The 26,462-nt window shown below is 72.6% G+C and carries 24 protein-coding genes; 7 read left to right on the top strand and 17 right to left on the bottom strand.

What is annotated here, in order from left to right:
- Positions 1 to 4 precede the first annotated feature (4 nt).
- Genes AACH10_RS11965 through AACH10_RS11955 form a run of 3 tightly spaced genes read left to right on the top strand, consistent with a single transcriptional unit; the run spans position 5 to position 3,181 of the window.
- Positions 5 to 1,009: a TRAP transporter substrate-binding protein gene (locus AACH10_RS11965; protein WP_341410649.1), complete on the top strand. Its 1,005-nt coding sequence runs from the start codon at positions 5 to 7 to the stop codon at positions 1,007 to 1,009.
- The gene (locus tag AACH10_RS11960) at positions 1,006 to 1,881 is read left to right on the top strand and encodes a shikimate dehydrogenase (RefSeq protein WP_341410648.1); all 876 of its coding nucleotides are present in this window, start codon (positions 1,006 to 1,008) and stop codon (positions 1,879 to 1,881) included. Before AACH10_RS11965 ends, AACH10_RS11960 begins: the two co-directional genes overlap by 4 nt.
- A 46-nt stretch (positions 1,882 to 1,927) precedes the next feature.
- Positions 1,928 to 3,181, top strand: a complete 1,254-nt coding sequence (locus tag AACH10_RS11955; RefSeq protein ID WP_341410647.1) for a YbfB/YjiJ family MFS transporter — start codon at positions 1,928 to 1,930, stop codon at positions 3,179 to 3,181.
- Positions 3,182 to 3,200: 19 nt separating this feature from the next.
- On the opposite strand, the gene AACH10_RS11950 is transcribed toward AACH10_RS11955, so the two are convergent.
- Both AACH10_RS11950 and AACH10_RS11945 read right to left on the bottom strand, forming a co-directional pair.
- Complete coding sequence (locus tag AACH10_RS11950) at positions 3,201 to 4,991, bottom strand: trypsin-like peptidase domain-containing protein (RefSeq protein ID WP_341410646.1); 1,791 nt, start codon at positions 4,989 to 4,991, stop codon at positions 3,201 to 3,203.
- A 31-nt stretch (positions 4,992 to 5,022) separates the two neighbouring features.
- On the bottom strand, positions 5,023 to 5,640 hold the full coding sequence (locus tag AACH10_RS11945; RefSeq protein WP_341410645.1) for a glycoside hydrolase family 108 protein: 618 nt from the start codon (positions 5,638 to 5,640) through the stop codon (positions 5,023 to 5,025).
- A 134-nt stretch (positions 5,641 to 5,774) separates the two neighbouring features.
- Between AACH10_RS11945 and parS the strand changes: the two genes are divergently transcribed.
- Genes parS through AACH10_RS11930 form a run of 3 tightly spaced genes read left to right on the top strand, consistent with a single transcriptional unit; the run spans position 5,775 to position 7,422 of the window.
- On the top strand, positions 5,775 to 6,332 hold the full coding sequence (parS, locus tag AACH10_RS11940) for a type II RES/Xre toxin-antitoxin system antitoxin (protein WP_341410644.1): 558 nt from the start codon (positions 5,775 to 5,777) through the stop codon (positions 6,330 to 6,332).
- 32 nt (positions 6,333 to 6,364) lie between these two features.
- Positions 6,365 to 6,886 carry an RES family NAD+ phosphorylase gene (locus AACH10_RS11935; RefSeq protein ID WP_341410643.1) on the top strand — a complete coding sequence of 174 codons (522 nt, stop codon included), beginning with the start codon at positions 6,365 to 6,367 and terminating at the stop codon, positions 6,884 to 6,886.
- Between the two features lie 44 nt (positions 6,887 to 6,930).
- The gene (locus AACH10_RS11930) at positions 6,931 to 7,422 is read left to right on the top strand and encodes an Lrp/AsnC family transcriptional regulator (RefSeq protein WP_341410642.1); all 492 of its coding nucleotides are present in this window, start codon (positions 6,931 to 6,933) and stop codon (positions 7,420 to 7,422) included.
- Positions 7,423 to 7,452: 30 nt separating this feature from the next.
- On the opposite strand, the gene AACH10_RS11925 is transcribed toward AACH10_RS11930, so the two are convergent.
- Both AACH10_RS11925 and AACH10_RS11920 read right to left on the bottom strand, forming a co-directional pair.
- Entirely contained in the window at positions 7,453 to 8,673 is a 1,221-nt protein-coding gene (locus AACH10_RS11925) for an aldo/keto reductase (RefSeq protein ID WP_341410641.1), read from the bottom strand.
- Positions 8,674 to 8,705: 32 nt separating this feature from the next.
- On the bottom strand, positions 8,706 to 9,557 hold the full coding sequence (locus AACH10_RS11920; protein WP_341410640.1) for an aldo/keto reductase: 852 nt from the start codon (positions 9,555 to 9,557) through the stop codon (positions 8,706 to 8,708).
- 178 nt (positions 9,558 to 9,735) lie between these two features.
- On the opposite strand from AACH10_RS11920, the gene AACH10_RS11915 reads away from it, so the two are divergent.
- The gene (locus AACH10_RS11915) at positions 9,736 to 10,701 is read left to right on the top strand and encodes a LysR family transcriptional regulator (RefSeq protein ID WP_341410639.1); all 966 of its coding nucleotides are present in this window, start codon (positions 9,736 to 9,738) and stop codon (positions 10,699 to 10,701) included.
- 31 nt (positions 10,702 to 10,732) lie between these two features.
- Here the strand turns inward: AACH10_RS11915 and AACH10_RS11910 are convergent, their stop codons facing one another.
- Genes AACH10_RS11910 through AACH10_RS11850 form a run of 13 tightly spaced genes read right to left on the bottom strand, consistent with a single transcriptional unit; the run spans position 10,733 to position 26,459 of the window.
- Positions 10,733 to 12,094, bottom strand: coding sequence for an ArgE/DapE family deacylase (locus AACH10_RS11910; RefSeq protein ID WP_341410638.1), 1,362 nt, complete (start codon positions 12,092 to 12,094; stop codon positions 10,733 to 10,735).
- A complete protein-coding gene (locus AACH10_RS11905) occupies positions 12,091 to 13,410 on the bottom strand; it encodes an aspartate aminotransferase family protein (protein WP_341410637.1) in 1,320 nt (439 codons plus the stop codon). The genes AACH10_RS11910 and AACH10_RS11905 overlap by 4 nt, the downstream gene beginning before the upstream one ends.
- Complete coding sequence (locus tag AACH10_RS11900) at positions 13,407 to 14,564, bottom strand: phosphotransferase (protein WP_341410636.1); 1,158 nt, start codon at positions 14,562 to 14,564, stop codon at positions 13,407 to 13,409. Before AACH10_RS11900 ends, AACH10_RS11905 begins: the two co-directional genes overlap by 4 nt.
- Before the next feature lie 3 nt (positions 14,565 to 14,567).
- Positions 14,568 to 15,596, bottom strand: a complete 1,029-nt coding sequence (locus AACH10_RS11895) for a histone deacetylase family protein (RefSeq protein ID WP_341410635.1) — start codon at positions 15,594 to 15,596, stop codon at positions 14,568 to 14,570.
- A 31-nt stretch (positions 15,597 to 15,627) separates the two neighbouring features.
- Positions 15,628 to 16,365, bottom strand: coding sequence for a GntR family transcriptional regulator (locus AACH10_RS11890; protein ID WP_341410634.1), 738 nt, complete (start codon positions 16,363 to 16,365; stop codon positions 15,628 to 15,630).
- Between the two features lie 40 nt (positions 16,366 to 16,405).
- Positions 16,406 to 17,308, bottom strand: coding sequence for a DMT family transporter (locus tag AACH10_RS11885; RefSeq protein WP_341410633.1), 903 nt, complete (start codon positions 17,306 to 17,308; stop codon positions 16,406 to 16,408).
- Positions 17,305 to 18,393: a histone deacetylase family protein gene (locus AACH10_RS11880; RefSeq protein WP_341410632.1), complete on the bottom strand. Its 1,089-nt coding sequence runs from the start codon at positions 18,391 to 18,393 to the stop codon at positions 17,305 to 17,307. The genes AACH10_RS11885 and AACH10_RS11880 overlap by 4 nt, the downstream gene beginning before the upstream one ends.
- A 27-nt stretch (positions 18,394 to 18,420) precedes the next feature.
- Positions 18,421 to 19,809 (bottom strand): aminotransferase, encoded by a 1,389-nt coding sequence (locus AACH10_RS11875; RefSeq protein WP_341410631.1) that lies wholly within the window; start codon positions 19,807 to 19,809, stop codon positions 18,421 to 18,423.
- Positions 19,810 to 19,852: 43 nt separating this feature from the next.
- Positions 19,853 to 21,985, bottom strand: coding sequence for an alpha/beta hydrolase domain-containing protein (locus tag AACH10_RS11870; protein ID WP_341410630.1), 2,133 nt, complete (start codon positions 21,983 to 21,985; stop codon positions 19,853 to 19,855).
- Between the two features lie 19 nt (positions 21,986 to 22,004).
- Positions 22,005 to 22,958: a 2-hydroxyacid dehydrogenase gene (locus AACH10_RS11865; RefSeq protein ID WP_341410629.1), complete on the bottom strand. Its 954-nt coding sequence runs from the start codon at positions 22,956 to 22,958 to the stop codon at positions 22,005 to 22,007.
- Between the two features lie 8 nt (positions 22,959 to 22,966).
- The gene (locus AACH10_RS11860; protein ID WP_423228596.1) at positions 22,967 to 24,631 is read right to left on the bottom strand and encodes an ABC transporter ATP-binding protein; all 1,665 of its coding nucleotides are present in this window, start codon (positions 24,629 to 24,631) and stop codon (positions 22,967 to 22,969) included.
- Positions 24,628 to 25,482: an ABC transporter permease gene (locus AACH10_RS11855; RefSeq protein WP_341410628.1), complete on the bottom strand. Its 855-nt coding sequence runs from the start codon at positions 25,480 to 25,482 to the stop codon at positions 24,628 to 24,630. The genes AACH10_RS11860 and AACH10_RS11855 overlap by 4 nt, the downstream gene beginning before the upstream one ends.
- A 2-nt stretch (positions 25,483 to 25,484) precedes the next feature.
- Complete coding sequence (locus AACH10_RS11850; protein WP_341410627.1) at positions 25,485 to 26,459, bottom strand: ABC transporter permease; 975 nt, start codon at positions 26,457 to 26,459, stop codon at positions 25,485 to 25,487.
- Positions 26,460 to 26,462: the final 3 nt, after the last annotated feature.

Here is a 26,462-nt window from a genome sequence, read left to right as displayed (position 1 = left end):
TTCCATGAAGCGCTTGATGCTCAAGACCCTGGCCGCCGTGGCCGCCCTGGCCGTGTTCGGCACCGCCGCCGCCCAGGACATCAAGGAGCGGACCTTCAAGTTCGCGCTGCAGAACCCCAAGGGCCATCCGCTGGAGATGGGCGCGGTGAAGTTCGCCGAGCTGATGGCGGCCAAGTCGGGCGGCAAGTTCAAGGTCAACGTGTTCGCCGGCGGCACGCTGGGCGGCGACGCGCAGAACGTCTCGGCGCTGCAGGGCGGCACCATCGAGTTCGTGCAGCTGAACTCGGGCATCCTGGCCTCGCAGGTCAAGGACTTCGAGGTCTATGACTTCCCGTTCATGTTCGCCAGCGCCAAGGAGGCCGATGCGGTGGTCGACGGCCCGTTCGGCCAGAAGCTGCACGCCAAGCTGCTGGACAAGAACATCGTCGGCCTGGCCTATGTGGAGCTGGGCTTTCGCAACATCACCAACAGCAAGAAGGCCATCGCCACGGTGGAAGACATCGCCGGCCTGAAGCTGCGCGTGATCCCCAACGCGATCAACGTCGACTGGGTCAAGGCCCTGGGCGCCAACCCCACGCCGATGGCCTTCCCCGAGGTCTATGCCGGTCTGGAGCAGAAGGCCATCGACGGGCAGGAGAACCCGCTGTCGGTGATCCTGGCCAACAAGTTCTACGAGGTGCAGAAGCACCTGGCCGTCACCAACCACCAGTACAACCCGCAGTCGCTGATCTTCAGCAAGAAGGTCTGGGACACGCTCAGCGAGGCCGAGCGCAAGGTGGTGAAGGACGCCGCGACCGAGGCCGCTGCGTACCAGCGCAAGGTCAACCGCGACAAGTCGGCCGACGACCTGCAGGAGCTGAAGAAGGCCGGCATGCAGACCACCGAGTTCTCGGCCGCCGAGCAGGCCAAGCTGCGCGCCAAGCTGCAGCCGGTGGTGGACAAGCATGGCGCCGCCATTGCCGCCACTGTGGCAGAGCTGCAGGCTGAACTCGCAAAGCTCCGAAAGTGAGTGGTCAAAGCAAACGGCTGGTTGGCTTGATCGGCGCGGGGATTCAGCGCTCGCTGTCGCCGGCACTGCACGAGACCGAGGCGCGCGCCCAGGGCCTGGCGCTGCACTACCAGCTGATCGACCTGGATGCAGCCGGCACCGATGCCTCGGCATTGCCGGGCTTGGTGCACGCCGCGCGCCAGATGGGCTTTGCCGGGCTGAACATCACCTTCCCGTGCAAGCAGCTGGTGCTGCCGCTGCTGGACGAGCTGTCGGACGAGGCGCGTGCGATGGGCGCGGTGAACACCGTGGTCTTCCGCGGCGGCCGCGCCATCGGCCACAACACCGACGGCTCGGGCTGGGCCTGGGGCTTCCAGCGCGCGCTGCCGGGTGCCGACCTGGCGCGCGTGGTGCTGCTGGGCACCGGCGGCGCGGGCTCGGCCATCGCCCATGCGGTGCTGCGCGCCGGGGCCGGCCAGCTGCGCCTGGTGGATGCCGATCCGGCCCGCGCCCAGGCCCTGGCCGAGGCCTTGAATGCGCTGTACGGCCCCGGCCGCGCCGTGGCGGCGGCCGACATCGCGTCGGCCATCGGTACACCCGGTGCGCCCGAGGCGGCCACCGGCCTGATCCACGCCACGCCCACTGGCATGGCCAAGCTGCCCGGCCTGCCACTGCCGGCCGCGCTGCTGCATCCGGGGCTGTGGGTGTCGGAGGTGGTGTACTTCCCGCTCGACACCGCGCTGCTGCAGGCGGCGCGCGCTGCCGGCTGCCGTGTGGTGGATGGCGGCACCATGGCCGTGGGCCAGGCGGTGGGCGCCTTCGCGCTGTTCACCGGCCTGACGCCCGACGCCGAGCGCATGGACCGGCATTTCCGTCAGCTGGTGGCCGGCTGACGCCAGCGCGACCCGGCGGCCCGCCGCGGCCGCCCTAACATGGGGCATGCCTGAAGCCAGCCCCCTGCGCCGCACCCTGCTCACCGCCCTGGCCCTGGCGCTGGGGGCGGCGGTGTCGCTGGGGCTGGCGCGCTTCTCGTACGCGCTGCTGCTGCCGCCGATGCGCGAGGCGCTGGGCTGGCGCTATGTCACCGCCGGCGCGATGAACACCGTCAACGCCGCCGGCTACCTGCTGGGTGCGCTGGCCATGCCGGTGCTGCTTCGGCGCTGGGGCGCCACGCGGGCGCTGCTGGGCGGCAGCGCCGCCGCCGCGCTGCTGCTGGCCGCGCACGGCCTGGCCACCGGGCCGGCCTGGGCCGATGCCGTGCTGTACGCGCTGCGCCTGGCCACCGGCACGGCCAGCGCGGTGGTCTTCGTCTCGGGCGGGTTGATGGCGGCGCGCCTGGGGCTGCGGCCGCAGCCAGCCGGCAGCGGCATCACGCCGGGCCTGGTGCTGGGCCTGTACTACGGCGGCACCGGCGCCGGCATCGTGGCCTGCGCGCTGGGCCTGCCGCCGCTGATCGCGTGGCCTGCGGGCGCGCTGCTGGCCGGCTGGCCGGGCGGCTGGATCGCGCTGGGCGCGCTGGCCCTGGCGGCCACCGCCGCGATGGCCGCGCGCCGCCGCGACATGGCCGATCTGGATGCAGCGGCACCGGCCGCCGCGGTGGCCTCGGCCCCGCCCACCTCGGGCACGGCGGCCACCGCGGCGTGGCGGCCGTTCGGCTTCGGGCTGGCGGCCTACTTCATGTTCGGCCTGGGCTACATCGGCTACATGACCTTCATCGTCACGCTGCTGCGCGAGCAGCAGCATGGCACCGGCATGGTGGTGCTGTTCTACAGCCTGCTGGGCGTCGGTGTGATGGCCTCGCCCTGGCTGTGGGCCGGCCTGCTGCAGCGCCACCGCGACGGCCGCCCGCTGGCCAGCCTGAGCGCGTTGCTGGCCGTGGCCACGCTGGCGCCGGTGCTCAGCCCCCATGCGCTGGTGGCGCTGGCCTCGGGCGTGCTGTTCGGCGCGGTGTTCCTGTCGGTGGTGGCCAGCACCACGGCCCTGGTGCGGCACAACCTGCCGCCGGCGGCCTGGCCGGCCGGCATCAGCGCCTTCACCATCGTGTTCGCCGCCGGGCAGATCGTCGGGCCCAGCCTGGTGGGCCGGCTGGCCGATGGCGCCGGTGGCTTGCAGGCCGGGCTGGCGGTGTCGGCCGGCGTGCTGGCGCTGGGCGCGTTGCTGGCCACCCGGCAGAAGGCGCTGCCGGCGCCTTGACGCTGCGCAGCAGGCCCGCTCAGCCGGGGCGGGCGGCCTTCACCGCGGCCACCAGCGTGGCCATGGCCAGGCCCTCGTTGGCGGCGTAGCTGCCCGGCTGGCCGTTCAGCCGCGGCATCTTGAAGCGCCCGCCGCTGTGGTGCAGCGCAATCACCTCCCAGCCGCTGTCGTTGAACACCGGGCTGCCCGAGTTGCCGCCCTCGGTGGGCGCGCGGTAGTGCACCCGCCAGCGCCCCGGCACCGGGGGCTGGCCGGTGGGCGGGCCTTCGTGGTCGATCAGCTCGTTGTCCTGGAACGAGATCGACAGCTCGCGCCCGCCTGGGTAGCCGATGACGTAGACGCGCGGGCGCTGCTTGTCCTCGGGCGGCGGAATCTCGGGCAGCCGCGCGGCGATCGGCAGCGGCGGCAGGCCGGCGGGCTGGCCGCTCAGGCGCAGCAGGCTGGCGTCGTGCTCGGCGATCGGTGAGCACCACAGCAGCCGCTCGACACGGTAGGCGGTGGCCGCGTCCACGGCCTCGAAGATCACCTCGGCCTCGTCGGGCATCAGGCCGTCTTCCACGTGGTCGGGGTTGACCACGTGGTAGTTGGTCAGCAGCAGCGGACCGGCGTCGTCGGGCAGGCCGAAATCGGCCGGCCGCACCAGGAAGCCGGTGCCCATGCGCTGGCCCAGGCGCTTGCGCACCACGCCCACCGAGCGCGAGGCGGCCACGCCGGCCTGCCACCAGGCAAAGGTGCGCGGGCCCTCGACGCCCAGGATGGCCTCGAGCTGCACGTCGCTGGGGGCGTCGGCGGGCACGGCCTGGGCGATGGGCACCGGCGCCACGCCGGGCGTCAGCAGCGCGCGGTCGCCGGTGCCACGCCGGGCGCGGGCCGGCCGGGCGGGCTGGGTGGGCTGGGCTTTGGCCACCGGCAGTTGCAGGCTGGCGCCGGGCAGGCTCAGCAGGCGGGCGCGCAGGATGTCGGCCAGCCCGCGCGCGCGGCGCAGGTCGGCCTCGCCACGCAGGCCGATGCCGGGGCTGCCGGCGCGCAGGCTGTCCAGCGCCCACACCTGGGTGAACTGGCGCAGCGTGCTGGCCACCTGGAAGGCCTGGACGCCGGGCGCACCGACATAGTCCTTCAGCAGCGCCTCCACCGGCGCCAGGTCGCCCGAGGCCAGGCCCAGGCCCAGCGTGACCTCGGCCAGCGTGGGCAGGTGCCATTCGTCGCGCGCCCGGGGCGGCACGGCGTTCAGCGCATCCACCAGCTGGCGCGCCAGCTTGGCGGGGTCGATGCGCGGTGCGATCTCGGTCCAGCCCTCGCGGCGTGCGCGGCTCACCAGGGCCAGCAGGTTCACGCCATGCCAGGTGTGGCGGGCGGGGTCGGCCTGCCAGGGCAGGCGGTAGGCCTGCACCGCCTCGGCCAGCGCGGCGCGGGCGCCGGGGCCGCTGGCATCGGCGGCGTCGAAGAAGAGCTGCTTGCACGCGCGGCCGATCAGGCCCCAGGCCTCGGCGGCTTCGGCATCGCCCTTGGGCAGGCGGGCCACCAGCTGGCGCAGCATGTCCAGCGCGGCGGTGGTCGCGCCGGTCTCGATCAGGCCCTGGGCGTACAGCCGCCGCGTGGGGGCATCGGCGGGGTCGATGCGCGACAGCTGTTCGGCCAGCGGCAGCAGCGCGTCGAACTGGCGCAGGTTGCGCAGCGTGGGCAGCAGCGCGCGCGCCTGCTTCAGCGCCGTGGCCGTGGGGCGCTGGCGCAGCGTGGCCAGCAGGGCATCGGCCGCGGCCCGGGCCTGGTCGGGATCGGGGGCGGCGGCAGGGCTGCGGCGGCTGGGCATGGCCGGGAGGGGGGGGCGGGCCGGGCGGCGCTCAGGGCAGGTCGTAGGCCGGGTCTTCGCCCAGGTCGGGCACCTTGGCCACGTAGCCGGCGTCACCGAAGTCCAGCGGCACCGGCGACTCGTGGCCCGGCAGGCCGATCTGCTGGCGCAGCGCGTTCAGACGGTTCATCCAGCCCTTCAGGAACACGCCCAGCTTCGGGTTGCCGGCCACCAGGTTCTTGTAATAGGCCTCGCGGGTGTTGCAGTAGTTCTCCAGCGCGTCGCCGGGGTCGCAGTTGGCCACGCACTGCAGCGTGCCGGGGCCGATGCTGCCGTCCACCCCGGCGCCCACCGCCTGCTGCAGGAAGCGCGCGGCGCGGCCCACGCCCATGTTCACCGCGGTGTCGAACTGCACCAGGTTCAGTGGATCGTCGAGCTTGTCGCACTTGGGGGGCAGCCAGTAGCCGCTTTCGTACAGCGCGTGCATCTCGCTGTCTTCCAGTTCCTTCACGCTGCGTGCCGGCAGGCCCTGGCGGCCGCGCCACTCGTCGTACACCTTCTGCGTGATGCCCTTATTGGTGGCGCCGCCCGGATCGGCCGGGTGGTTGACATAGCCGCCCTCCCACTTCAGCACGAAGGGCAGGGCTTGCAGGAACGCGGCTGAGGCCATGGCCAATCCTCCAGAGTTTGACCGGATCAATGTAACCAGCGCACCCGTGCGCGGCCCCGCCCGCCGGCCGTCGACTTGGGGATGGCGCGTGGCGTGTTTTGACAATTGGCTGAAAGGAATGGACAATTGACCGCATGGCCCGCATCCTGCACACCCAAGAACCGGCAGCGCCCTGGCGCGCCGGCGCACGGTCCCCGGCTGCCGCGGCGGCTGAGGGCCCGGCGGTGGCGCCGGCCGCGGGTGCAGCGCCCGCGCTGGGCATCGGTGCGGTCGAGTTCATGGGCGGCCGGCGCTGGTTCAAGACCGTGCCGCAAAGCCGGGCCGAGATCCATGGCGCGCTGGTCAAGGGCGTGCCCTATGCCATCCTGGTCAACCTGGTCGACCACCTCACCGCGCTGTCGGCCGACGAGGTGGCCGAGGCCGTGGGCATCAGCGCACGCACGCTGCGCCGCCAGAAGGAGCAGCCGGCCAAGCTGATGCCGCCCGATCTGGCCAGCCGCACCTGGCAGCTGGCCGAGATCCTGGCGCAGGCCAGCGCGGTGTTCGGCGGCCGCGAGGCGGCCGAGCGCTGGATGGCGCACCCGGCGCTGGGCCTCGATGGCGCGCGGCCCATCGACCTGTTGCGCACGCTGCAGGGCGCCGAGCTGGTCACCGAGTTCCTGGGCCGCCTGGAACACGGCGTCTACAGCTGAGCCCGGCTTTGCCCACGCCGGCCGATGCCCGGATGGCGCCGCTGCCCGCCGCGCTGGGCGGCGATGCGGCCGCGCTCACCGCCTGGCGCATCGACGCGCAGCGCTTTGCCGACAGCTGGGACAGCGGCATCGGCGCCGAGCGCTTCGGCGGCCGCTGGAACCCCAAGGGCCTGCGCGCCGTGTACTGCAGCCTCGATCCGGCCACCTGCCTGGTGGAGGCGGCCGTGCACCGCGGCTTCGAAGTGCTGGACACCCAGCCCCATGTGCTCAGCGCCATTGCCGTACCGCCGGCCGCGGTGCGCGTGGTGGCGCCCGACGAGGTGCCCAACCCGGCCTGGCTGCACGCTGGCTGGCCCAGCGCCGGGCAGCAGCGCTGGGGTGGCGAGCTGCTGGCCGCGCATGGCCTGATCGTGCTGCCCAGCGTGGTGTCGCGCGCCAGCTGGAACCTGGTGTTCGCGCCCGATCACCTGCCGGCCACGGCCCGCGCCGGCCTGCGCCTGCTGCAGCAGCGCCGGCTGGCGGTGGACCCGCGCTTCAGTCCGCCGGCTGCCTGAGCGGCCCACCGCTCGCATCGCCCACACCCGCCATCACGCCCGCCATGACCCTCGCCATCGACCGCATCGACGCCCAGCTGCTGGCCGAACTGCAGCGCGACGCGCGCCAGACCGTGCAGCAGCTGGCCGACAAGGTGGGCCTGTCGTCCACGCCCTGCTGGAAGCGCATCAAGGCGCTGGAGGAGGCCGGCGCCATCCGCGCCTACACCGTGGCACTCGACCGCGCCCGCCTGGGCCTGGCCCAGTGCGTGATCGCCGAGGTGAACCTGGCGCGGCACGAGGAGGCCGTGGTGCAGCAGTTCGAGCAGGCGGTGGCCGACTGCCCGCAGATCACCGGCTGCTGGGCCACCACCGGCAATGCCGACTACATCCTGCAGGTGCTGGTGCCCGACGTGGCCGGCTACGAGCAGTTTCTGCACCGCACGGCCTTCAAGCTGCCGGGCGTGACGCATGTGCGCTCGAGCGTGGTGCTCAAGGAAGTGAAGGCGGGCGGGCCGTTGCCGATCGAGGCGGCGGCCACGAGCCGGCGGCGCTGACGCGCGGCACGTCGCCGCCGCGCCGGCCGCTCAGCGCTTCGGCGCGGCCTCCACGCCCGACATCACCGCCACGGCCGGCGGCAGGCGATCGCCCTGGATGCGGATGGCGGCGACCGCCGCATTGAGCTGCCGCAGCTCTTCGGCGGTGAACGAGATCGCTGCAGCGCCCAGGTTCTCGGTCATGTGGGCGGCGTTGGTGGTGCCGGGGATGGGCACGATCCAGGGCCTTTGCGCCAGCAGCCAGGCCAGCGACAGCTGCGCCGGCGTGGCGTTCTTGCGGCGCGCCCAGGTCTGCACCAGGTCGGCCAGCGCCATGTTGGCCGGCAGCACCTCGGGTGCAAAGCGCGGCGAGATGGCGCGGAAGTCCATGTCGGGCGCCATGGCGAAGCGTGAATCGGCCTTCACGCCGCCGGCCAGGAAGCCCTGGCCCAACGGGCTCCAGCACACGAAGCCGATGCCCAGTTCCTCGCACAGCGGCAGCACCTGGGCCTCGGGCCCGCGCCACAGCATCGAGTACTCGTTCTGGATCACCGCCAGCGGCTGCACGGCGTGCGCGCGGCGCACGGTCTGCAGGCCAGGCTCCGACAGGCCGAACTGCCGCACTTTGCCCGCGCCGATCAGTTCCCTGACCGTGCCGGCCACATCCTCGATGGGCACATCCGGGTCCACGCGGTGCTGGATCAGCACGTCGATGCGGTCGGTGCGCAAACGCCGAAGCTGAGCGTCCACCACCTGGCGGATGTGCTCGGGCCGGCTGTTGCGGCCGCCCGACTGGCGGGCGCCGGTGCCGGGGTCGATGTCGAAGCCGAACTTGGTCTCCAGCACCACCTGGTCGCGGATGCCCTGCAGCGCTTCGCCGACGATCTCTTCCGACAGGAAGGGACCATAGGCCTCGGCCGTGTCGATCAGCGTGACGCCCTGGTCCACGGCCTGGCGGATCAGGCGGATGGCGGCCGGGCGGTCGAAGCGGCTGCTGTACGAATCGACCACCACGCCCGGCGCCGCGCCGGGCCGCCACTGGCAGCCCAGACCGACCGGGAAGACCTCCAGCGGTCCGAGCCGGCGCCGCGCCCCGGCGGCTTGCGTGCGATGGGGTGCGGTGCCCGCGGCGGCATCGCCCGCGGCCGTGGCGCAGGCTGAGAGCAGCCAAGGGGCCACGCCCAGCGTGGCGGCCGCGCGCAGCAGCTGGCGGCGCTGTGGGGGGGGCAGGTGGTCGTCACCGGTGCGCGCGGGTGTCGGATGGGTGCTCATGGCTTGTTCCTTTCGATGGAAGGCGTGCCGGTTCAGATGTCCAGGCGCCGCTCGGCCAGGCGTTGCACCCACACCGGGTCCCGGTGCGAGAAGAAGCTGCTCTGGCCGGTCTCCAGCGTGGCGATGCGGGCCATGTCTTCGTCGTCGAGCGCAAAGTCAAAGATCGCCAGGTTCTCGGCCATGCGCGCCTGGCGCACCGACTTGGCCAGCGCCACGATGCCGCGCTGCACCACCCAGCGCAGCACCACCTGGCCCACGGTCTTGCCATGCTTGCGGCCGATGTCCACCAGCACCGGAAGATGGAACAGGTTGTTGCGCCCCTCGGCAAACGGCGCCCAGGCTTGGGCCTGCACGCCGTGCTCGCGCATGAAGGCCACGCTCTCGGCCTGCTGGTGGAAGGGGTTGACCTCGATCTGGTTGACCGCCGGCTTCACCTCGTTGAACACCGTGATGTCCATCAGCCGGTCCGGCTGGAAGTTGCTGACCCCGATGGCGCGCAGCTTGCCGGCCCGGTAGGCCTCTTCCATGGCGCGCCAGGCGCCATGCACATCGCCGAAGGGCTGGTGGATCAGGTACAGGTCGAGGTGGTCCAGCTGCAGGCGGCGCAGCGAGGCATCGATGGCCTTCGTGGTGCGCTCGTAGCCCACGTCCTGCACCCAGAGCTTGCTGGTGACGAACAGCTCGTCACGCGGCACGCCGCTGCGGCGCAGGCCCTGCCCCACGGCCGCCTCGTTCTGGTACGAGGCGGCGGTGTCGATCAGACGGTAGCCCGCGGCGATGGCGTCAGCGACGCTGCGCTCGCACTCGGCGGCGTCAGGGATCTGGAAGACGCCGAAGCCGGCCACCGGCATGCGCACGCCGTTGTGGAGGGTGATGTGGTCCATGGTCCTGGTTCTCCCAATGCGGTCAGAAGTAGGTGGCGCATGGGCGTTTCGGGAAACGCGTCCACAACCACCATGCTCCGCAGTCTATGAAGGCGATTGATCGCTGGATAGCTGCACAAGCCTTGATGGATTGACAACCCAGGACGGACAATCTGGCGCCAGGCAAGCGTGCATCACCATGGCCATCAACGAACTCCGCGCCATCTCCGTCTTCGTCACCGCGGCCGAGCTGGGCAGCCTGCGCAAGACGGCGGCTGCGCTGAACATCAGCCCGCAGGCCGCCAGCCAGGCCCTGGCCCAGCTGGAGCAGTATCTGGATGTGCGGCTGTTCCACCGCACCACGCGCTCGATGGCGCTCACCGACGAGGGCCGGCGCTTTCTCGACGAGGCCCAGCCTTCGCTGCTGGGCCTGCGCCGGGCCTTGCAGACGGTGCGGCAGGTCAAGGACGAGATCGCCGGCCCTCTGCGCATCGTGGGTCCGCGCGCCACCTTCCAGCCGCTGCTGTGGCGCCTGCTGGAGGAGTTCTGCGCGCACTACCCCGAAATCGTGCCCGACGTGCAGCTCGAAGACCGGGTGGGCAACTGGGTGGAAGACCGGGTGGACGTGGGCTTCCGGCTCGGGCTCTCGCCGCACGAGGGTGTCATTGCCCGTCGGCTGATGCCGGTGCAGCTGGTGCTGTGCGCCTCGCCCGACTACCTGCGGCGCCACGGTGTGCCCGACAGCCTGGCGGCCTTGGCCACGCACCGTTGCAGCGTCTATCGCAACCCGGGTACCGGGCATGTGGTGCCGTGGCGCTTCAAGGTGGGCGATGCCGAGGTGGCGCAGCCGGTCACGCCAGCGCTCTACACCAACGATGAGATCCTGGAGCTCGATGCGGTGCTGGCTGGTCAGGTGATGGGCCAGCTGGCGGGTGTCACCGCCGCGCCCTACATCCGCGCCGGGCTGCTGATCCCGCTGCTGGTGGAGCACATCCCGGACCGGTACAGCTATTTCGTCTATTACGGCAGCCGCACCGCCCAGCCGGCGCGGGTGCGTGCCTTCGTGGATCTCGCACTGGCGCGGCTCGTCGACAACCGCGAGTTCGTGCTGAGCGCACGCGAACTGAAGGCCGCAGCGCGCGCCGGCATCCCGCGGCCCGGCTGAGCGTGGGCGGTCGGGCCGTGCCGGCGCCGCCTCAGCGCGCCACCACCCCGCACCAATCCACCAGATAACGCGCCATTACTGTGGCCACGCGCTGCATGCTGGCCAGGCTGACGCACTCGTCCAGGCCGTGGATGTGGCGGGCCTCGGGGCCGTAGTTGGTCACCGGGATGTCGGTCAGCAGGCGGAAGTGGCGGCCGTCGGTGGTGGCGGTGCTGGCAAAGCGGTCGGGTGCGCGGCCGTTGACGGCCTGGTGTGCGTCGGCCAGCGCGCGCATGGCCGGGGCGTCGAGGTCGTACACGCAGCCGGGGGCCTTGAAGCCTTCGTGCGAGATGGCCACGCGCAGGTCGGCGTTGACGGCCGCGGCGGCGGCGTGGATGCGGGCCTCCACCGCGGTGCGCACGATGTCGGGATCCTCGTCGGGGTAGAAGCCCACGCGCAGGCCCATGGTGGCGGTGCAGGGCACCGATGAATGCCACTCGCCGCCTTCCAGCCGGCCCAGGTTGATGTTGATCGGCTGGCCCACATCGGCAAAGGCCGGGTGGCGGCGCTCGGGCGCGTTCCAGTCGGCCTGCAGCTGGCGCAGGTCGGCCAGCACCGCGTGCGCGGCCTCGATGGGGTTCAGGCCGCTGCGCATGTAGCCCACATGCGCCGGCCGGCCGGTGAGCGTGACGGTGAGCCACAGCACGCCCACCTGGGCGCTCATCAGCGTCTCGGCAAAGGGCTCGGGGATGATCACCGCGTCGAAGTCGGTCAGGCGGGCCTGGGCCATCGCGCGGGTGAGTCCGGGACCACGGGCCTGCAGTTCGTTGACCACGGCCAGCGTGCCGTTGCCGGTGTTCTCTTCATCCACCACGGCGTTGAAGCCGACGATGCCGGCCGGCTGCCAGCCCAGTGTCTGCAGCGCCTTGTAGGCCGCCAGCGCGCACACCAGGCCGCCCTTCATGTCGCCGGCGCCGCGGCCGTACAGCCAGCCGTCGGCCACGCGCGGCGCAAAGGGCGGGTGGCTCCAAAGCGCCTCGGGGCCGGTGGGCACCACATCCAGGTGGCCGTTGAACAGCACCGAGCGGCCGCCCGCCGTTCCTTCGGGCGGCAGGTGGCGCGCCAGCAGGTTGTGGCGACCGTTGTCGGGCGTGCAGGGGCAGCTGAACAGCGGCGATCCGGCAATCGCCGCGCTGTCCTGCGCGATGCGCTCGGGTGCCAGGCCCAGGTCGCGCAGCTGCTGCTCGAACACGTCCACCGCCGCCTGCTCGGCGCCTGACAGGCTGGGCGCGGCCACCAGCGCGCTGAGCGTGTCGACCATCCAGGGCTGCAGCGCGGCCACCGCGTCGGCCAGCGCCTGGGTGGTGATGGCGGGTGCGGCAGTGGCGGCGGTGGCGGCGGCGGCGGAAGTCATGCGGCGTTCTCCAGCTCGGTGAGCACGGCGTCCAGCGTATCGGCCAGCAGCGCGGCATGGGCCTCGGTAAAAACCAGCGGCGGGCGGATCTTCAGCGTGCTGGCCTCGGGGCCGGTGGCGCTGATCAGCACGCCGCGCTGGCGCAGGCCGTTCACCACACGCTGGGTGAGGGCCGGGGCGGGCGCGAAGCCGTCGTCGCGGCCCTGCGTGGCATCCACCAGGTCCAGCCCGATGAACTGGCCCGCGCCGCGCACCGCGCCGATGGCGGCATGGCGCCGGCCCAGCGCGGCCAGGCGCTGGCGCAGCACGACGCCGGTGTGCAGCGCATTGGCCTGCAGGCCTTCGCGCTCGATCACATCGAGCACGGCGTTGGCCGCGGCCATCGCCACCGGGTTGCCGCCAAAGGTGTTGAAGTAGCGGCACTGCCGGCCGAAGGCGGCCAGCACCTCGGCGCGCGCCACCAGGCCGGCGACCGGGTGGCCGTTGCCCATGGGCTTGCCCATGGTCACGATGTCGGGCACCAGCGGCGCGGCGGGCGTGCCGTGGCGGGCAAAGCCCCAGAAGGCCTCGCCGGTGCGGCCGAAGCCGGGCTGCACCTCGTCGGCGATGAACACGCCGCCGGCCGCGCGCACGCTGTTCACGGCCTCGTTCAGCCAGCCGGCCGGGTGGGTGAGCACGCCATCGCTGGAGCACACGGTGTCCAGCAGCAGCGCGGCCGGGCGCAGGCCGCGTTGCGCCAGCGTGGCGATGGCCTGGCGCACGCCCTCGGCAAAGCGCGGGCCGATCTCGCTGTGCGGCGCGCGCAGCGGCAGCGGCACCGTCACCACGTTGCTGCCCAGCGGCTGCTGCGGCCCCAGCGAGGGTGAGGCGCCGGCCAGCGGCGCGGTGACGCCGTGGTACGCCCACTGCGTGATGATCAGCCCGGTGCCGCCGGTGTGGGCCTGGGCGATGCGCAGCGCCAGGTCATTGGCCTCGCTGCCGGTGCAGGTGAACATGGCATGGCCGTCGCCAGCCTGCAGGCCCGCCGGCATGGTGGCCAGCAGACGCTCGGCCAGGGCCAGCACGCCCTCGTGCAGGTAGCGGGTGTGGGTGTTGAGCACGGCCGCCTGGGCGGCGATGGCCTGCACCACCTCGGGCCGGCAGTGGCCCACCGAGGCCACGTTGTTGTAGGCGTCGAGGTAGCGCCGGCCATCGGCGTCGAACAGCCACACGCCCTCGCCCCGCACCGGGTGCAGCGGCTGCTCGTAGAACAGGCGGTAGGCCGGGCCCAGCAGGCGGGCGCGGCGGTCAAGCAGCTCGGGTGTGGACAGCGTCATGGCGTGGCAATGGCGGATGCGTCTGTGGCGGGCGCGGCGATGGACGCGCTGTTTGACAGTTGGGCGGATGGGGTCGCTGGGGCAGGGCAGGCGGCGTGCAGCGCCTGGCGCGCGGCGGCCGGGTCCACCTGCTGGGTGGCGGCCAGGCGCTGCCACGAGATGGCGTTGTTGCGCAGCAGGTAGTCGGCCTGGGCCGGCTGGCGCTGCGCGCGCCAGCCGCTGGTGGCCACCACCATCACCAGCCGGGCCTGCACCAGCGGCCACAGCAGGTCGAGCTCGGGCGCGGTGAGCGGGCTTTCGGCATGGTAGGCGGCGGCGAACTGCGCCACGCTGGCCAGGCTGGCGGCGCCGTCGGCATCGTCCAGCTGGTACGAGGCGGCCACCGCCACGTCGCAGATGCGCGGCGCGGCCAGCATGTCGCCGAAGTCGAGCACGCCGCTCACGCGCGCCGGGGCGTCGGGCTGCACCAGCAGGTTGTACAGGTTGAAGTCGTTGTGGATGGCCTGGCGCGGCAGCGCGGCCAGTGCGCCGTGCACCTGGGCCACATGGTGGCGCAGCACGCGCCGCGCCATGGCCAGGCGCTGCGGCTGGCCGGCGGTTTGCGGCAATTGATCGAGCAGGCTGTCGACCGCCTCGGCGCGCTGCAGGTCCCAGGGCAGCTGGCGGGCCTCGGCCGGGTGACGCAGCGTGGCCAGTGCGCGGTGCAGCCGGGCCTGCATGCGCGCCACGTCGTCGCGCAGCGCGGCGGTGCGCGGGGCCTGCGGCGCGGGCAGGCCCTCCAGCCAACTGATCAGGCGCAGCACGCGCGGCCGGCCATCGGGCGCGGTGAGCGCCAGCGACAGCGCACCGCCGCGCGTGGGCCGCAGCCGCTGCACCGGCAGCGCCGGGGCGTGGCGGGCCAGGTGGTCCAGCGCCTGGGTCTGGTAGTCGGTGACTTCGGGCGGCTCGATCGGGTGCGCGGCCTTGAACAGCCAGCGCGTGCCGTCGTCGGCATCGACGCGGAAGTTGGCATCGCGCTCGCCCGACAGTGGCGCCAGCGTGCCGTCCACGCCCCAGTGCGCCTGCAGCACGGCGGCGGCCCAGTCGGTGGGCACCGGGGCCGGCTCGGCGGTGAGCACGGCCGCCTCGGGCAGGGTGTCGAAAGCCGGTGCCATGCCTCAGGCCCCCGCGCCGAAGCCGTGCAGGAAGCTGCGCAGGTTGGCGCCCAGGTCGTCCGCGAGGTAGCCGCCTTCCTGCACCAGCACGGTGGGCAGCTTCAGCTGCGCGATGGCCCGGCCGATGGCGGCAAAGCCCGCTGTGCTGACGGCCAGTGCCTGGTAGGGGTCGCGCTCGTGCGCATCCAGGCCCAGCGCCAGCACCAGCGCGCCGGGCGCGAAGCGGGCCACCTGGTCGATGGCGGTGCCGAGCGCGGCCAGGTACTCGGCATCGCGCGTGCCGCGGGCCAGCGGCAGGTTCAGGTTGAAGCCTTCGCCTTCGCCCTCGCCCCGCTCATGCGCATGGCCGGTGAAGAACGGGGTGCAGAAATGCGGGTCGCCGTGCAGCGAGATGGTGAGCACATCGCGCCGGCGCCAGAAGATGCCCTGCGTGCCGTTGCCGTGGTGCACGTCCACGTCCAGCACGGCCACGCGGGCATGGCGCTGGCGCAGGTGCTGGGCGGCGATGGCGGCGTTGTTCAGGTAGGTGAAGCCGTTGGCGCGGTCGGCATAGGCATGGTGGCCGGGCGGGCGGCACAGCGCGTAGGCGGCGCGCTCGCCATCCAGCACCTGCTGCGCAGCCTGCGTGGCGCAGTGCGCCGACCACACGGCCGCCTGCCAGGTGTGCTGTCCGACGGAGCACGCCATGTCGCCCAGATGCCAGCCGGCCTGGCCCACCAGGCTGTCGGGGTAGCTGGCGGGCTGGCCGGGAAAGGGGTGCACATTGGGCAGCACCTCGTCGCTGGCATTGGGCAGTTCCTGCCAGCGCGCCCAGGCGGTCTCCAGAAAGCGCAGGTAGTTCGGCGTGTGGATGGCCGCGCGCGGGCCGGGGCCGAAGTCCGTCGGCTCGATGGCCACCAGGCCCTCGGCCTGGGCCGCGGCCAGCAGGCGGTCGGCACGCTCGGGCTGCTCGTTGCTGCGCTGGAAGCGGCCGCGCACGATGAACTGCTGCGGATCGTGCCCGCGGTGGTGGGGGGTGTGGATGACGTGCATGGGCGGGCGCTGAACGGCTGCGGTTCGAGGCTCAGGGCTTGCGTGCGCTGCCTTGTTCGGCCAGTGCGCGCACATGGTCGAGCGCCACATCGAGGTGGTAGCGCAGCGCGGCGCAGGCGGCTGCGGCGTCGCGGCGCATCAAGGCCTGGGCGATCGGGCGGTGGGTGTCGGCCAGTGCGGCGATGTCGCCGTACGTGTCTTCGGTGAGCGCCAGGAACAGCTGCACCTCGTGGCTGAGCTGCAGGTACAGGCGCTGCAGGCAGGCGTTGCCCGACAGCGCCACCAGGTGCTGGTGGAAGCCGATGTCCATGGCCACGCGCTGCGCGCGGGTGAGGGTGGCGGCGCGCGCCACCATGCCGTCCACCCGCGGCTCCAGCGCGGCCAGGTCGGCATCGCTGGCCTGGGCGCACACCAGCTCGCAGGCCATCAGCTCCAGGGTGATGCGCACGCGGTACAGGTCTTCCACCTGGCGCGCGGTGAACTCGCGCACCGCGAAGCCGTGGCGCGGCCGCGCCAGCAGCAGGCCGGCGCTTTCCAGCCGGCGCGCGGCCTCGCGCACCGGGGCGCGGCTGATGCCCATCTGGCGCGCCAGCTCGGCCTCGACGATGCGCTCGCCGGGGCCGATGCGGCCGTCGAGGATGGCGTCGCGCAGCTGCGCCTCCACGCGGGCCACCAGGTCGGGCACCTCGATGGCCTGGAAGCCCGGCGCCGGGGCGGGCGGCTCGGCATCGGGGGCGGGGTCTCGGGGCAGCGGGGGGCGGGCGGACATGGGGCGGTGGCGGGGGTGAAATCGACGAGCGCGGATGGTGTCAGCGTGGCTGGGCGACGGCGGGCCGTGGATACCCTGGGGCGGCGCGCCGCGCGGCGCGTGCCAGCGTCACGCCGGCGGCGGCGATCACCGCCATGCCGGCCAGCGCCAGGCCATCGGGCGGGCGCTGGAACCAGAAGCTGCTGATCAGCACCGCCAGCAGCAGCTGCAGGTAGTTCAGCGGCGCCAGCGTGGCCAGCGGCGCACGGCGGAAGGCCGCCAGCAGCAGCAGCTGGGCCAGGCCGCTGAGCGCGCCCCCGGCCACCAGCAGCGCCAGCGCGCCCCAGCCCGGCCACACCGGCGGAGGGCCGAACAGCGCCGGCAGGTGCGTGACCACCAGGCAGGCCGCGGCCATGCTGGCGAACTGCGCTGAAGGCGGCACACGGCCCGACAGCTTGCGCGTGAGCACCTGGAACAGGGCGTAGCACAGCGCCGAGATCACCATCAGCAGCGTGCCGGCCAGCGGCAGCGCGCTGCCCGGCCGCACGATCAGCAGCATGCCGGCAAAGCCGGCCAGCACCGCGCCCCACTGCACCGGCGTGGGCCGCTCGCCCAGCAGCCAGGGCGACAGCGCCACCATCACCAGCGGTGCGGTGAAGTAGATGGCCGTGGCCTCGGCCAGCGGCATGGTGACCAGCGCGGTCATGAAGCTGGTGGCGGTGATGGACAGCATCAGCGCGCGCAGCCACAGCAGGCCCTGGTGCGGCTGGCGCCACGGCCGCCAGTCACCGGCCTGCGCCAGCCACACCAGCGCGATGGCGCCCACGGCGATGTAGCGGCCCAGGTTGACGATGGTGGGCGCATACAGCGCCACCATGGCCTTGGCAAAGGCGTCGTAGCAGGCAAAGCACAGCAGGGCCAGCAGGAACAGGCCGATGCCGCGCGCGGTGCTGCTGTCACTCATCGCGCGGCGCCGGCCTGGCCCAGGCCGGCCAGCAGGGCCTGCAGCCCCGGGCCCAGGGCCTCGACCATGTAGCCGCCTTCCTGCACCACCACCACCGGCAGGTTCAGCGCGCGCACACGCTCGCCCACCAGGCGGTAGGCGTCATGGTCCAGGCGCAGCACGCTCATGGGGTCGTCCTTGAAGGTGTCGAAGCCCATCGCCAGCACCAGGGCCTGCGGCGCGAAGCGGGTGATGGCGGCCTCGGCCTGCGCCAGCGCGGCGGCGAACTCGGCGTTGCCGCTGCCGTGCGCCAGCGGCAGGTTCAGGTTGCAGCCCTCGCCGGCGCCGTGGCCGCGCTCATGCGCATGGCCGGTGAAGAACGGGTAGTAGGCCGCCGGGTCGGCATGGGTGCTGACCGTGAGCACGTCGCCGCGCTCGTAGAAGATGTTCTGCGTGCCGTCGCCATGGTGGGCGTCCACGTCCAGCACCGCCACGCGGCCGAAGTGCTGCGCCAGGTGCTGCGCGGCCACGGCGGTGTTGTTGACGTAGCAGAAGCCGCCGGCGCGGTCGCGGTGGGCATGGTGGCCCGAGGGGCGGCACAGTGCATAGGCCAGGCGCTCGCCAGCCACCACCGCCTCGGCCGCGGCAAAGGCCGTGTGCGCGGCGCGCAGGATGGAGCGCCAGGTGTGCGGTCCGATCGGGCAGGCCAGGTCGCTGATGTACCAGCCGGTCTGCGGCACCAGCGCGTTGCTGGGGCAGGTCGGGCGCACGCCGCCGGGCCCCGTGGCGTTCGGGTGCCCCGTCGGGTGCGGGTAGGGCGACAGGTTGGGCAGCACCTCGGGGCCTTGCTCGACGCCGGGCACCGACAGGGCCTGCCAACGCTCAAAAGCGGTGGCCAGGTAGTCGAGGTAGTCGGGTGCGTGCACGGCCTCCAGCGGCGCGCGGCCGGCGTCGCGCGGCAGCTGCGGCGGCAGGCCCAGCGTGGTGAGCGTGTCGCGCAGCGCCTCGGCCCGCGCCGGCACGTCGGCGGGTTGGTGGATGCGGCCCAGGCGCATGAACTGCTGCGGCTGGTGCAGCAGCTGGTCGGGGCAGAAGAAGGCTTGCATCGGGCGGCTCCGGTGGAAGGAGGGTGTTCAGGCCGTGAGCGTGGCCACCTCGGCCTCGAAGCGGTCGAAGGCACGGCCCAGGCGGGCGAAGAGTTCGTCCAGCTCGGCCTCGGTGATGATCAGCGGCGGGCACAGCGCGATGGTGTCGCCCATCGCGCGCACCACCAGGCCTTCTTCCAGCGCCAGCTGGGCCAGGCGCGGACCGGCCTTGGCGGCGGGCGGGAAGGCCGTCTTGCCGCTCTTGTCAGGCGCCAGCTCCAGCGCGCCGATCAAGCCCACGCCGCGCGCCTCGCCCACCACGGCGCGCTCGCCGAAGTGGCGCAGCGCGGCCAGGAAGCGCGGGCTCAGGGCCTGCACGCGGTCGAGGATGTGGTCGTCCTCGTAGACCTGCAGGGTCTCCAGCGCCACGGCGCAGGCCACCGGGTGGCCCGAGTAGGTGTAGCCGTGGCCGAAGGTGCCCAGCCGGCCGCTGTTGGCCATCAGACTGGCGTGGATGCGCTCATTGACCATCACCGCCGAGATCGGCACATAGCCCGATGACAGCGCCTTGGCGCAGGTCAGGATGTCGGGCTTCAGGCCGAAGGTCTGGCTGCCCCACATGGCGCCGGTGCGGCCGAAGCCGCAGATCACCTCGTCGGCGATCAGCAGCACGTCGTGCTTCTTCAGCACGGCCTGGATCTTCTCGAAGTAGGTGGCCGGCGGCACGATGACGCCGCCGGCGCCCATCACCGGCTCGGCGATGAAGGCGGCCACGGTGTCGGGGCCCTCGGCCTGGATGCGCGCATCCAGCGCATCGGCCAGGCGGGTGGCGAAGGCCTCTTCGCTTTCACCGGGCAGCGCGTTGCGCCAGTGGTGCGGGCAGTCCACATGCAGCATGCGCGGCAGCGGCAGGTCGAAGTCGGCATGGTTGCCGGGCAGGCCGGTCAGCGAGGCGCTGGCCACGGTCACGCCGTGATAGCCGCGCTGGCGGGCGATGATCTTCTTCTTGCCCGGCTGGCCCAGGGCGTTGAAGTGGTACCAGACCATCTTCACCGCGCTGTCGTTGGCCTCGGAGCCCGAATTGGCGAAGAACACGCGCGCCATCGGTACCGGCGCCAGCGCCAGCAGCTTGGCCGCCAGCTGGGCCACGGCCGGGTTCGAGCGGTGGTTGAACGTGTGGTAGTACGGCAGCGTGCGCAGCGCCTGGGCGCCGGCCTCGGCCAGGCGCGGGTGGCTGAAGCCCAGCGACGCGCACCACAGCCCCGACATGCCCTCGATGTAGCGCCGGCCCTGGTCGTCCTCCACCTCCACGCCATGGCCGCGCACCACCACCAGCGGGCCCTGCTCGGCATGGGCCTGGGCGTTGGTGTAGGCGTGCAGGTGCGATTGCGTGTCGAGCTGGCGCAGGGCCTGGATGCTGTCGGAGGTGGTGGTCATCGCGAAGGGGGCGGTTGAAACGGGGGATCGTCGGAACAGGGCGTCAGCGCAGCACCTGGCTGGCCTCGGCCGCGCGGATCAGGGCCTGGGCGTCCTCGGGCAGCAGGAAGCCCTGCTGCTGCGCGGCGGCGGCGGCCTGGCGCACGGCCGCCACATAGCCGGCATGGCTGCCGTAGCGTTCTTCCAGCGAGGGGCGCGGGTCCTGGGCGGCCTCGCGCTGGGCCTGGGTGCGGGCGAAGGGCAGCATGCCGCCCACGTAGTTGCAGATCTGGCCGGCGTGGAAGGGCTTGTCGCCCGCGGCGGTGATGTTCCAGCCCAGGTAGGTGCCCAGCGGCGCCAGGGCCAGCACCACGGGCACGCCGCCCAGTTCGTTGCCGTCGGCGTCGACCTTGGGCGCCCACATCGGCAGCACCTGGCGCACGCGCGGCGGGGCCAGGCTGGCGATGCCGCTGCCGTCCACGGGGTCGAAGTCGGGGCCGTGGTCGAGCACATGCACCGGCATGATGAAGTCGGGCTCGGGCACCGTGGCGCGCAGGCCGGGCAGCGTGGGCATGCCCAGGCTGGCCTTGTCGGCGCGCGCCAGCTGGCCGGCGGCCAGCGTGGGGTAGCGGCTGGGCGGGGGCGGCACGTCCTGCATCACCCAGCGGCGGAAGTGCTGGCGCAGCGCATTCACCGTCTCGGTGTGCGGCATGGGGTTGGCGGGCAGCACGCCGGTGCCGAAGTTGTTGCCGGGGCAGGCTGCGCCGGTGGCCGGCAGGCCCACGCCGGGCAGGCTGGTGTCGAAGCCGCCGGCGCCGCCGCCGTGGTGGCTGCTGGCCAGGTAGTAGCGGCGCACATTGGGCGGCAGCGGCAGGTCGGCCTTGCCATCGGTGCCCACCCACTCGGGCGTGAGCTTGAGCGCCCACACCTCGGCCGAGCCGAAGTGCTCGATCACCTTGGGGCAGGTGCGCGTGGCCTGGCAGCGCTGCAGGATGCCGGACTCGCGACCGCCGCGCAGCGCGTCGGGTGCGGGCAGCCACCACTGCGGGCCTTCGCTGCCGGCCTGGTAGAGCTCCAGCACGCCGTCGGGCTGGGCCCAGCGGTAGTTCAGCGCGATGCGGCGCCCGGCGATGATGGGCCACAGGCCGTCGTGCACGGCCTGGCCATCCTCGCCCCGGTTGAAGCCCAGGTGCAGCCAGCCGCGCAGGAAGTTGCCCGACTGCGACACGCCGCGCCCGATGCTGTGGCTCACCCAGCCCGCCACCGGGTTGGGCGTGCCGGCGTCGTCGGCCTTGGCGGTCTTGAAGAACTGGCCCACGTCGCGCCAGGCGGCGAAGCCCATGCCCAGCACCTGCGGGTCGGCCGCGGTGAACACCACCTGGTACAGGCGCTTCGGATCGAAACCGGCCTTCAGGCAGATCTGCGTCGGGTCGGGCGTGCCGGGGAAGGGGTTCTTCGCATCGCAACGCGCCCAGGCCCATTCGGCCGCGGGCACCACGCGCTCGTCGATCACCTCGCCGCTCTGCAGCTCGCCGCCGCGCGACACCAGCCTGGCCTTCGTGGTGTCCAGGCTCAGCGGGCGGTAGGGCACCGGGTTGGTCTGCACCAGCAGCGGCTGCGAGGCCGGGCCGCTGCGGTTGACGATGCGCGCGAACACCTCGCCGGTGATGCGCCCGCCATCCGCGGCGCGGGCCACCGGCAGCTGCAGCCATTGCGTGGCGCCGATGGTGGCGGTGGGCTTGACTGCGGTGGCGCCGGCGCTGTCGCCCTGCCAGGCGCTGGCCAGCATCACGTCACCGGCGGCGTACTCCTGCGCTGCATTGGGGAAGATGCGGCCGCGGTTGGGCACGTCGTGCCACATCAGTCCGCTGGCCTGGGCCTTGTCCACCGGCTTGAGCAGCTGGAAGGTGGCCACGTAACGCGCCTTGCCATCGGCATCGAGGCCCAGGCGGATGTCCTGGATGATGGCGTTGCCGGGCAGGGCCGGGTCCAGCTCGCCGAAGGCGCGGCCGACGATCTGCTCGTAGGCCACGCCGGTCGGTGCGCCGGCCGGGGCCGCCGCGGGCTGGCGGGCGTCGATCACCAGGCGGGTGACGCGGGCCTGCGCCGGCGCAGCCGGCAGCAGGCTGACCAGGGCAAGTGCGCCAAGGCCGAGGGCCTGGGCGGTGCGGGTGGGCAATCGGTGGAGGAGGGGCATGTCGGTGCAAGCTTGCATGTCAGTAGCCGCGGTGGCGGTCGATGGCCACCTCGGTGGCCCGGCCTGACAGGATGGCCGACAAGTTCGCCAGCGTCTGCCGGGCAATCACCGAGGCCGGTGTGCGCGTGGCGATGTGCGGCGTGACCGTGATGCGCGGATGGCGCCAGAACGGGTGGCCGGCCGGCAGCGGCTCGGTGCGGAAGGCGTCCAGCGTGGCCGCCCCCAGCTGACCGCTGGCCAGCGCCATCAGCAGGTCGGCATCCACCACGTGGTCGCCACGGCCCACGTTGACGAGGTGCGCGCCCTTCGGCAGCGCGGCCAGAAAGCGCGCGTCGATGCGGTTGCGCGTGGCCTCGGTCAGCGGCAGCAGGCACACCAGTGTGTCGCAGCCCGAGAGAAAGTCGGCCAGCTGATCGTCGCCATGGAACAGCGAGACGGCGGCCAGGTCGGCGGGCACCTCGGACGCGCTGCGCTTCCAGCCGCGCACCGCGTAGCCGATGCTCAACAGCGTGCGCGCGCAGGCCTGGCCCAGCGCACCGAAGCCGGCGATGCCCACGCGGTGCTGCGGCGGGTGCTGCACCGGTTGTTCGCGCCATTCACCGGCGCGCTGCTGGGCCAGGTAGGCGCCCATGTGGCGCTGGCCGTGCACCACGGCCCAGGCCACGTAGGCGGCCATGCCGCTGGCCATCTGGCTGTCGACGATGCGGCACAGCGGGATGTGATCCGGCAGGGCGGGGTCGCGCACCAGGTGGTCGATACCGGCGGCCAGCGACTGGATCAGCTTCAGCTTGGGCAGCGTGGCGATCACGCCGGGCGGCGGCTCCCAGCAGACCACGGCGTCGATGTCATTTCCATCGCCCAGGTCGGGCCAGATGCGCAATTCGATGCCCGGGCAGGCGGCCTCGAAGGCCGGCCGCAGGTAGTTCATGTCGATGGTGGCGCTCACCAAGGCGAGCGTGGGCGTGTCGCTCATACCCTGCGTCATGCCGCCAGCTTCGGCACCGCCGCCATCAGCGCCTGCGTGTACGGGTGCTGCGGCCGCGCCAGCACCTCGGCCGTGGGCCCGTGCTCGACGATGCGGCCGCGCTGCATCACGGCGATCTGGTCGCACATCTCGCCGGCCACGCGCAGGTCGTGGGTGATGAACACCATGGCCAGCTGGAATCGCTCGCGCACCTCGGCAAACAGCTTCAGCACCTGGGCCTGCACGCTGACGTCCAGCGCGCTGACCGGCTCGTCGGCCACCAGCAGCTGGGGCTGCATGGCCAGCGCGCGGGCGATGCAGATGCGCTGGCGCTGGCCACCCGAGAACTCGTGCGGGAAGCGCTCGGCCGCCTCGGGCCCCAGGCCCACCAGTTGCAGCAGCTCGCGCACGCGGGCTTCGGCTTCAGCGCGCGGCACGCCTTGCGCGATCGGGCCGGCCATCAGCGCCGGGCCGATGCGGTGGCGCGGGTTCAGCGAGGCGTTCGGGTCCTGGAACACCATCTGGATGTGGCCGCCGGTGGCGCGGCGCAGGCCTTCGCCGGCCAGCAGGCTGCGGCCCTTGAACAGGATGCGGCCCGAGTCGAACGGCGACAGGCCGACCAGGCAGCGGCCCACGCTGCTCTTGCCCGAGCCCGATTCGCCCACCAGGCCCAGCGTTTCACCGGCGCGCAGCGCAAAGCTCACGTCTTTGGCCGCCTGCACCGTGCGGCCACGGTTGAACAGGCCGCGGCCGGTGACATGGGTCTTGCACAGGTCCTGCACCTGCAGCACGTAGCTGGCCTCGTCGGCCGCCGGCGGCAGGGCCTCGCGCAGCGTGCCCTGCGGAATGGCCGCCAGCAGCTGGCGCGTGTAGGCATGCTGCGGCGCGCGCAGCACCTGGGCGGCCGGGCCGGCCTCGACGATGCGGCCGGTCTGCATCACCACCACGTCGTCGGCGATCTCGGCCACCACGCCGAAGTCGTGCGTGATGAACAGCACCGCCGTGCCGCGGCGCTGCTGCAGCTCGCGGATCAGCGTGAGGATCTGCGCCTGGGTGGTGACATCCAGCGCGGTGGTGGGCTCGTCGCAGATCAGCAGCCGGGGCTCCAGCAGCATGGCGCAGGCGATCATCACGCGCTGGCGCTGGCCGCCCGACAGGCGGAAGGGGTAGCTGTCGACCAGCAGCTCGGGCTCGGGCAGGCCCACGTCTTTCAGCGCCGCGACGATGCGCTGGCGCTTCTCGGTCGTGCCCAGCTTCTCGTGCGCGTCCAGCACCTCGGCCAGCTGGTCGCCGATGCGCATCACCGGGTTCAGCGCGGTCATCGGCTCCTGGAAGACCATGGCGATGCGTGCGGCGCGGAAGGCGCGCCAGCCGTCCTCGTCCAGCTGCAGCAGGTCCTGCCCGTCGAACATCATGCGGCCGGCCACCGGCTGCACCGCCGGCTGGGGCAGCAGGCCCATCAGCGCATTGGCGATCATCGACTTGCCCGAGCCCGATTCGCCCACCACGCACAGCGTGCGGCCGGCGTGCAGCGTGAAGCTGGCACCCTGCACGGCCAGCGGCCGGTCGGCGCCGGGGGGCAGGCGGATGTCCAGGCCTTCGACGCTGAGCACGGGCTGGGCAGGGGCTTGGGTCGGATGGGCGGCAGTCATGGCGGCAAAGTCCAGGGCGCGGGCGTTCATCGGGTTCTCCCCGCGGCACGGGCGTTCAGGCCGTCGTTCAGGCCCTCGCCCACCAGGTTCAGCGCCAGCACCGTGAGCACGATGGCCAGGCCGGGAAACAGCGCCATCCACCAGGCCTGGCGCAGCACGGTGCGCGCTGCGCCCACCATGTAGCCCCAGCTCATCTGGTTGGGGTCGCCCAGGCCCAGGAAGCTCAAGGAGGATTCCAGCAGGATGGCCGTGGCCACCATCAGCGAGGCCATCACGATGATGGGCGAGGCGGCGTTGGGCAGGATCTCGCCCAGGATGATGCGCGGCGTACTCAAGCCCGCCAGCTGCGCGGCGGAGACGAAATCACGCTGCCGCAGCGTGAGGAACTCGCCGCGCACCAGGCGCGCCACCGGCGGCCAGCTCACCAGCGCGATGGCCGCGACGATGGAGCCGATGGACGGCTGGAAGATGGCCACCAGCACGATGGCCAGCGCGAAGCTGGGCACGGCCTGGAACAGCTCGGTGAAGCGCATCAACGTGGCATCCACCCAACGTCCGAAGTAGCCGGCCACCGCACCGATGCCCACACCGATGATCAGCGACACCACCGTGGACACCACGCCGATCAGCAGCGAGATGCGCGCACCGCGCACCACGCCCGAGAAGATGTCGCGGCCCATGGTGTCGGTGCCCATCGGCAGGCCGGCGGTCTGGCCCGGCTGCAGGAAGGGCTGGTCGACCATGTCCCAGGGGTCGTTGGCGGCCAGCAGCGGCCCGAAGGCCACCAGCAGCGCCACCAGGGCCAGCACTGCCAGGCCGGCCACTGCGCCCTTGTTGCGCGCGAAGCGCTTCCAAAAACCCGAGTTGGATGACGAGGCCATGATCACTGCAGTTCGATGCGCGGATCGACCAGGGTGTAGACGAGGTCGGTCAGCAGGTTGAACAGCACCGCCATCGCTGCGGTGACGAGAAAGCAGCCGAGCAGCAGGTTGTAGTCACGCTGCAGCAGGGCATCGAACATCAGCCGGCCGATGCCGGGCCAGGCGAAGACCGTCTCGGTGAGCACCGCGCCGCCGATCATGCCGCCCGCCTGGATGCCGGCCAGCGTGACCACCGGCAGCAGCGCATTGCGCAGCACATGGGCGCGCAGGATGCGGCCGGCGGCCAAGCCCTTGGCGCGGGCGGTCTTGACGAAGTCCATCTGCGCCACGTCCAGCATCGCGGCGCGGGTCATGCGGGCGTAGACGGCCATGTAGAACAGCGCCAGCGTCAGCGCCGGCAGCAGCAGGTGGCGGCCGGTGTCGATGAAGGCGGCCCAGCCGGTGTGGCCGGCGCCCACGGTCATGTGGCCGAAGGCCGGCAGCCAGGCCAGCTGCACCGAGAACAGCAGCACCGCCATCATCGCCAGCCAGTACAGCGGCGTGGCATAGAACACCAGGGCCACCACGGTGATCAGACTGTCCAGCCACTGGCCGGCGCGCCGGCTGGCCAGGGCCCCCAGCGTCACGCCGAACAGCAGCGACAGCGCGAAGGCCGTGCCGGTGAGCAGCAGCGTGGCCGGCAGTCGGTCGAGGATCAGCGTGAGCACCGGCTGCTGCTGCCGGTACGAGAAGCCCAGATCGCCCTGCAGCACATGGCCCAGGTAGCGGCCCAGCTGCGTGGACACCGGCTGGTCGAGCCCGAACTGCGTGCGCAGCTGGGCCACGAACTGTGCGTCGGAGGCGCCGGCCTCGCCGGCGATCACGGCCACCGGATCACCCGGCGCCGCGCGCACCAGCATGAAGTTGACGGTGGCGATCAGCAGCAGGGCCAGCAGGCCCTGCGCCACGCGCGTGAGCATGTACTGCAGGCGTTTCATGGC

Origin of the sequence: Pseudaquabacterium inlustre, from assembly GCF_038066595.1 — a bacterium.
GTDB lineage: Bacteria > Pseudomonadota > Gammaproteobacteria > Burkholderiales > Burkholderiaceae_C > Pseudaquabacterium > Pseudaquabacterium inlustre.
The sequence above is the reverse complement of the archived record's forward strand: the minus strand, read 5'-3'. Positions and strand labels throughout refer to the sequence as shown.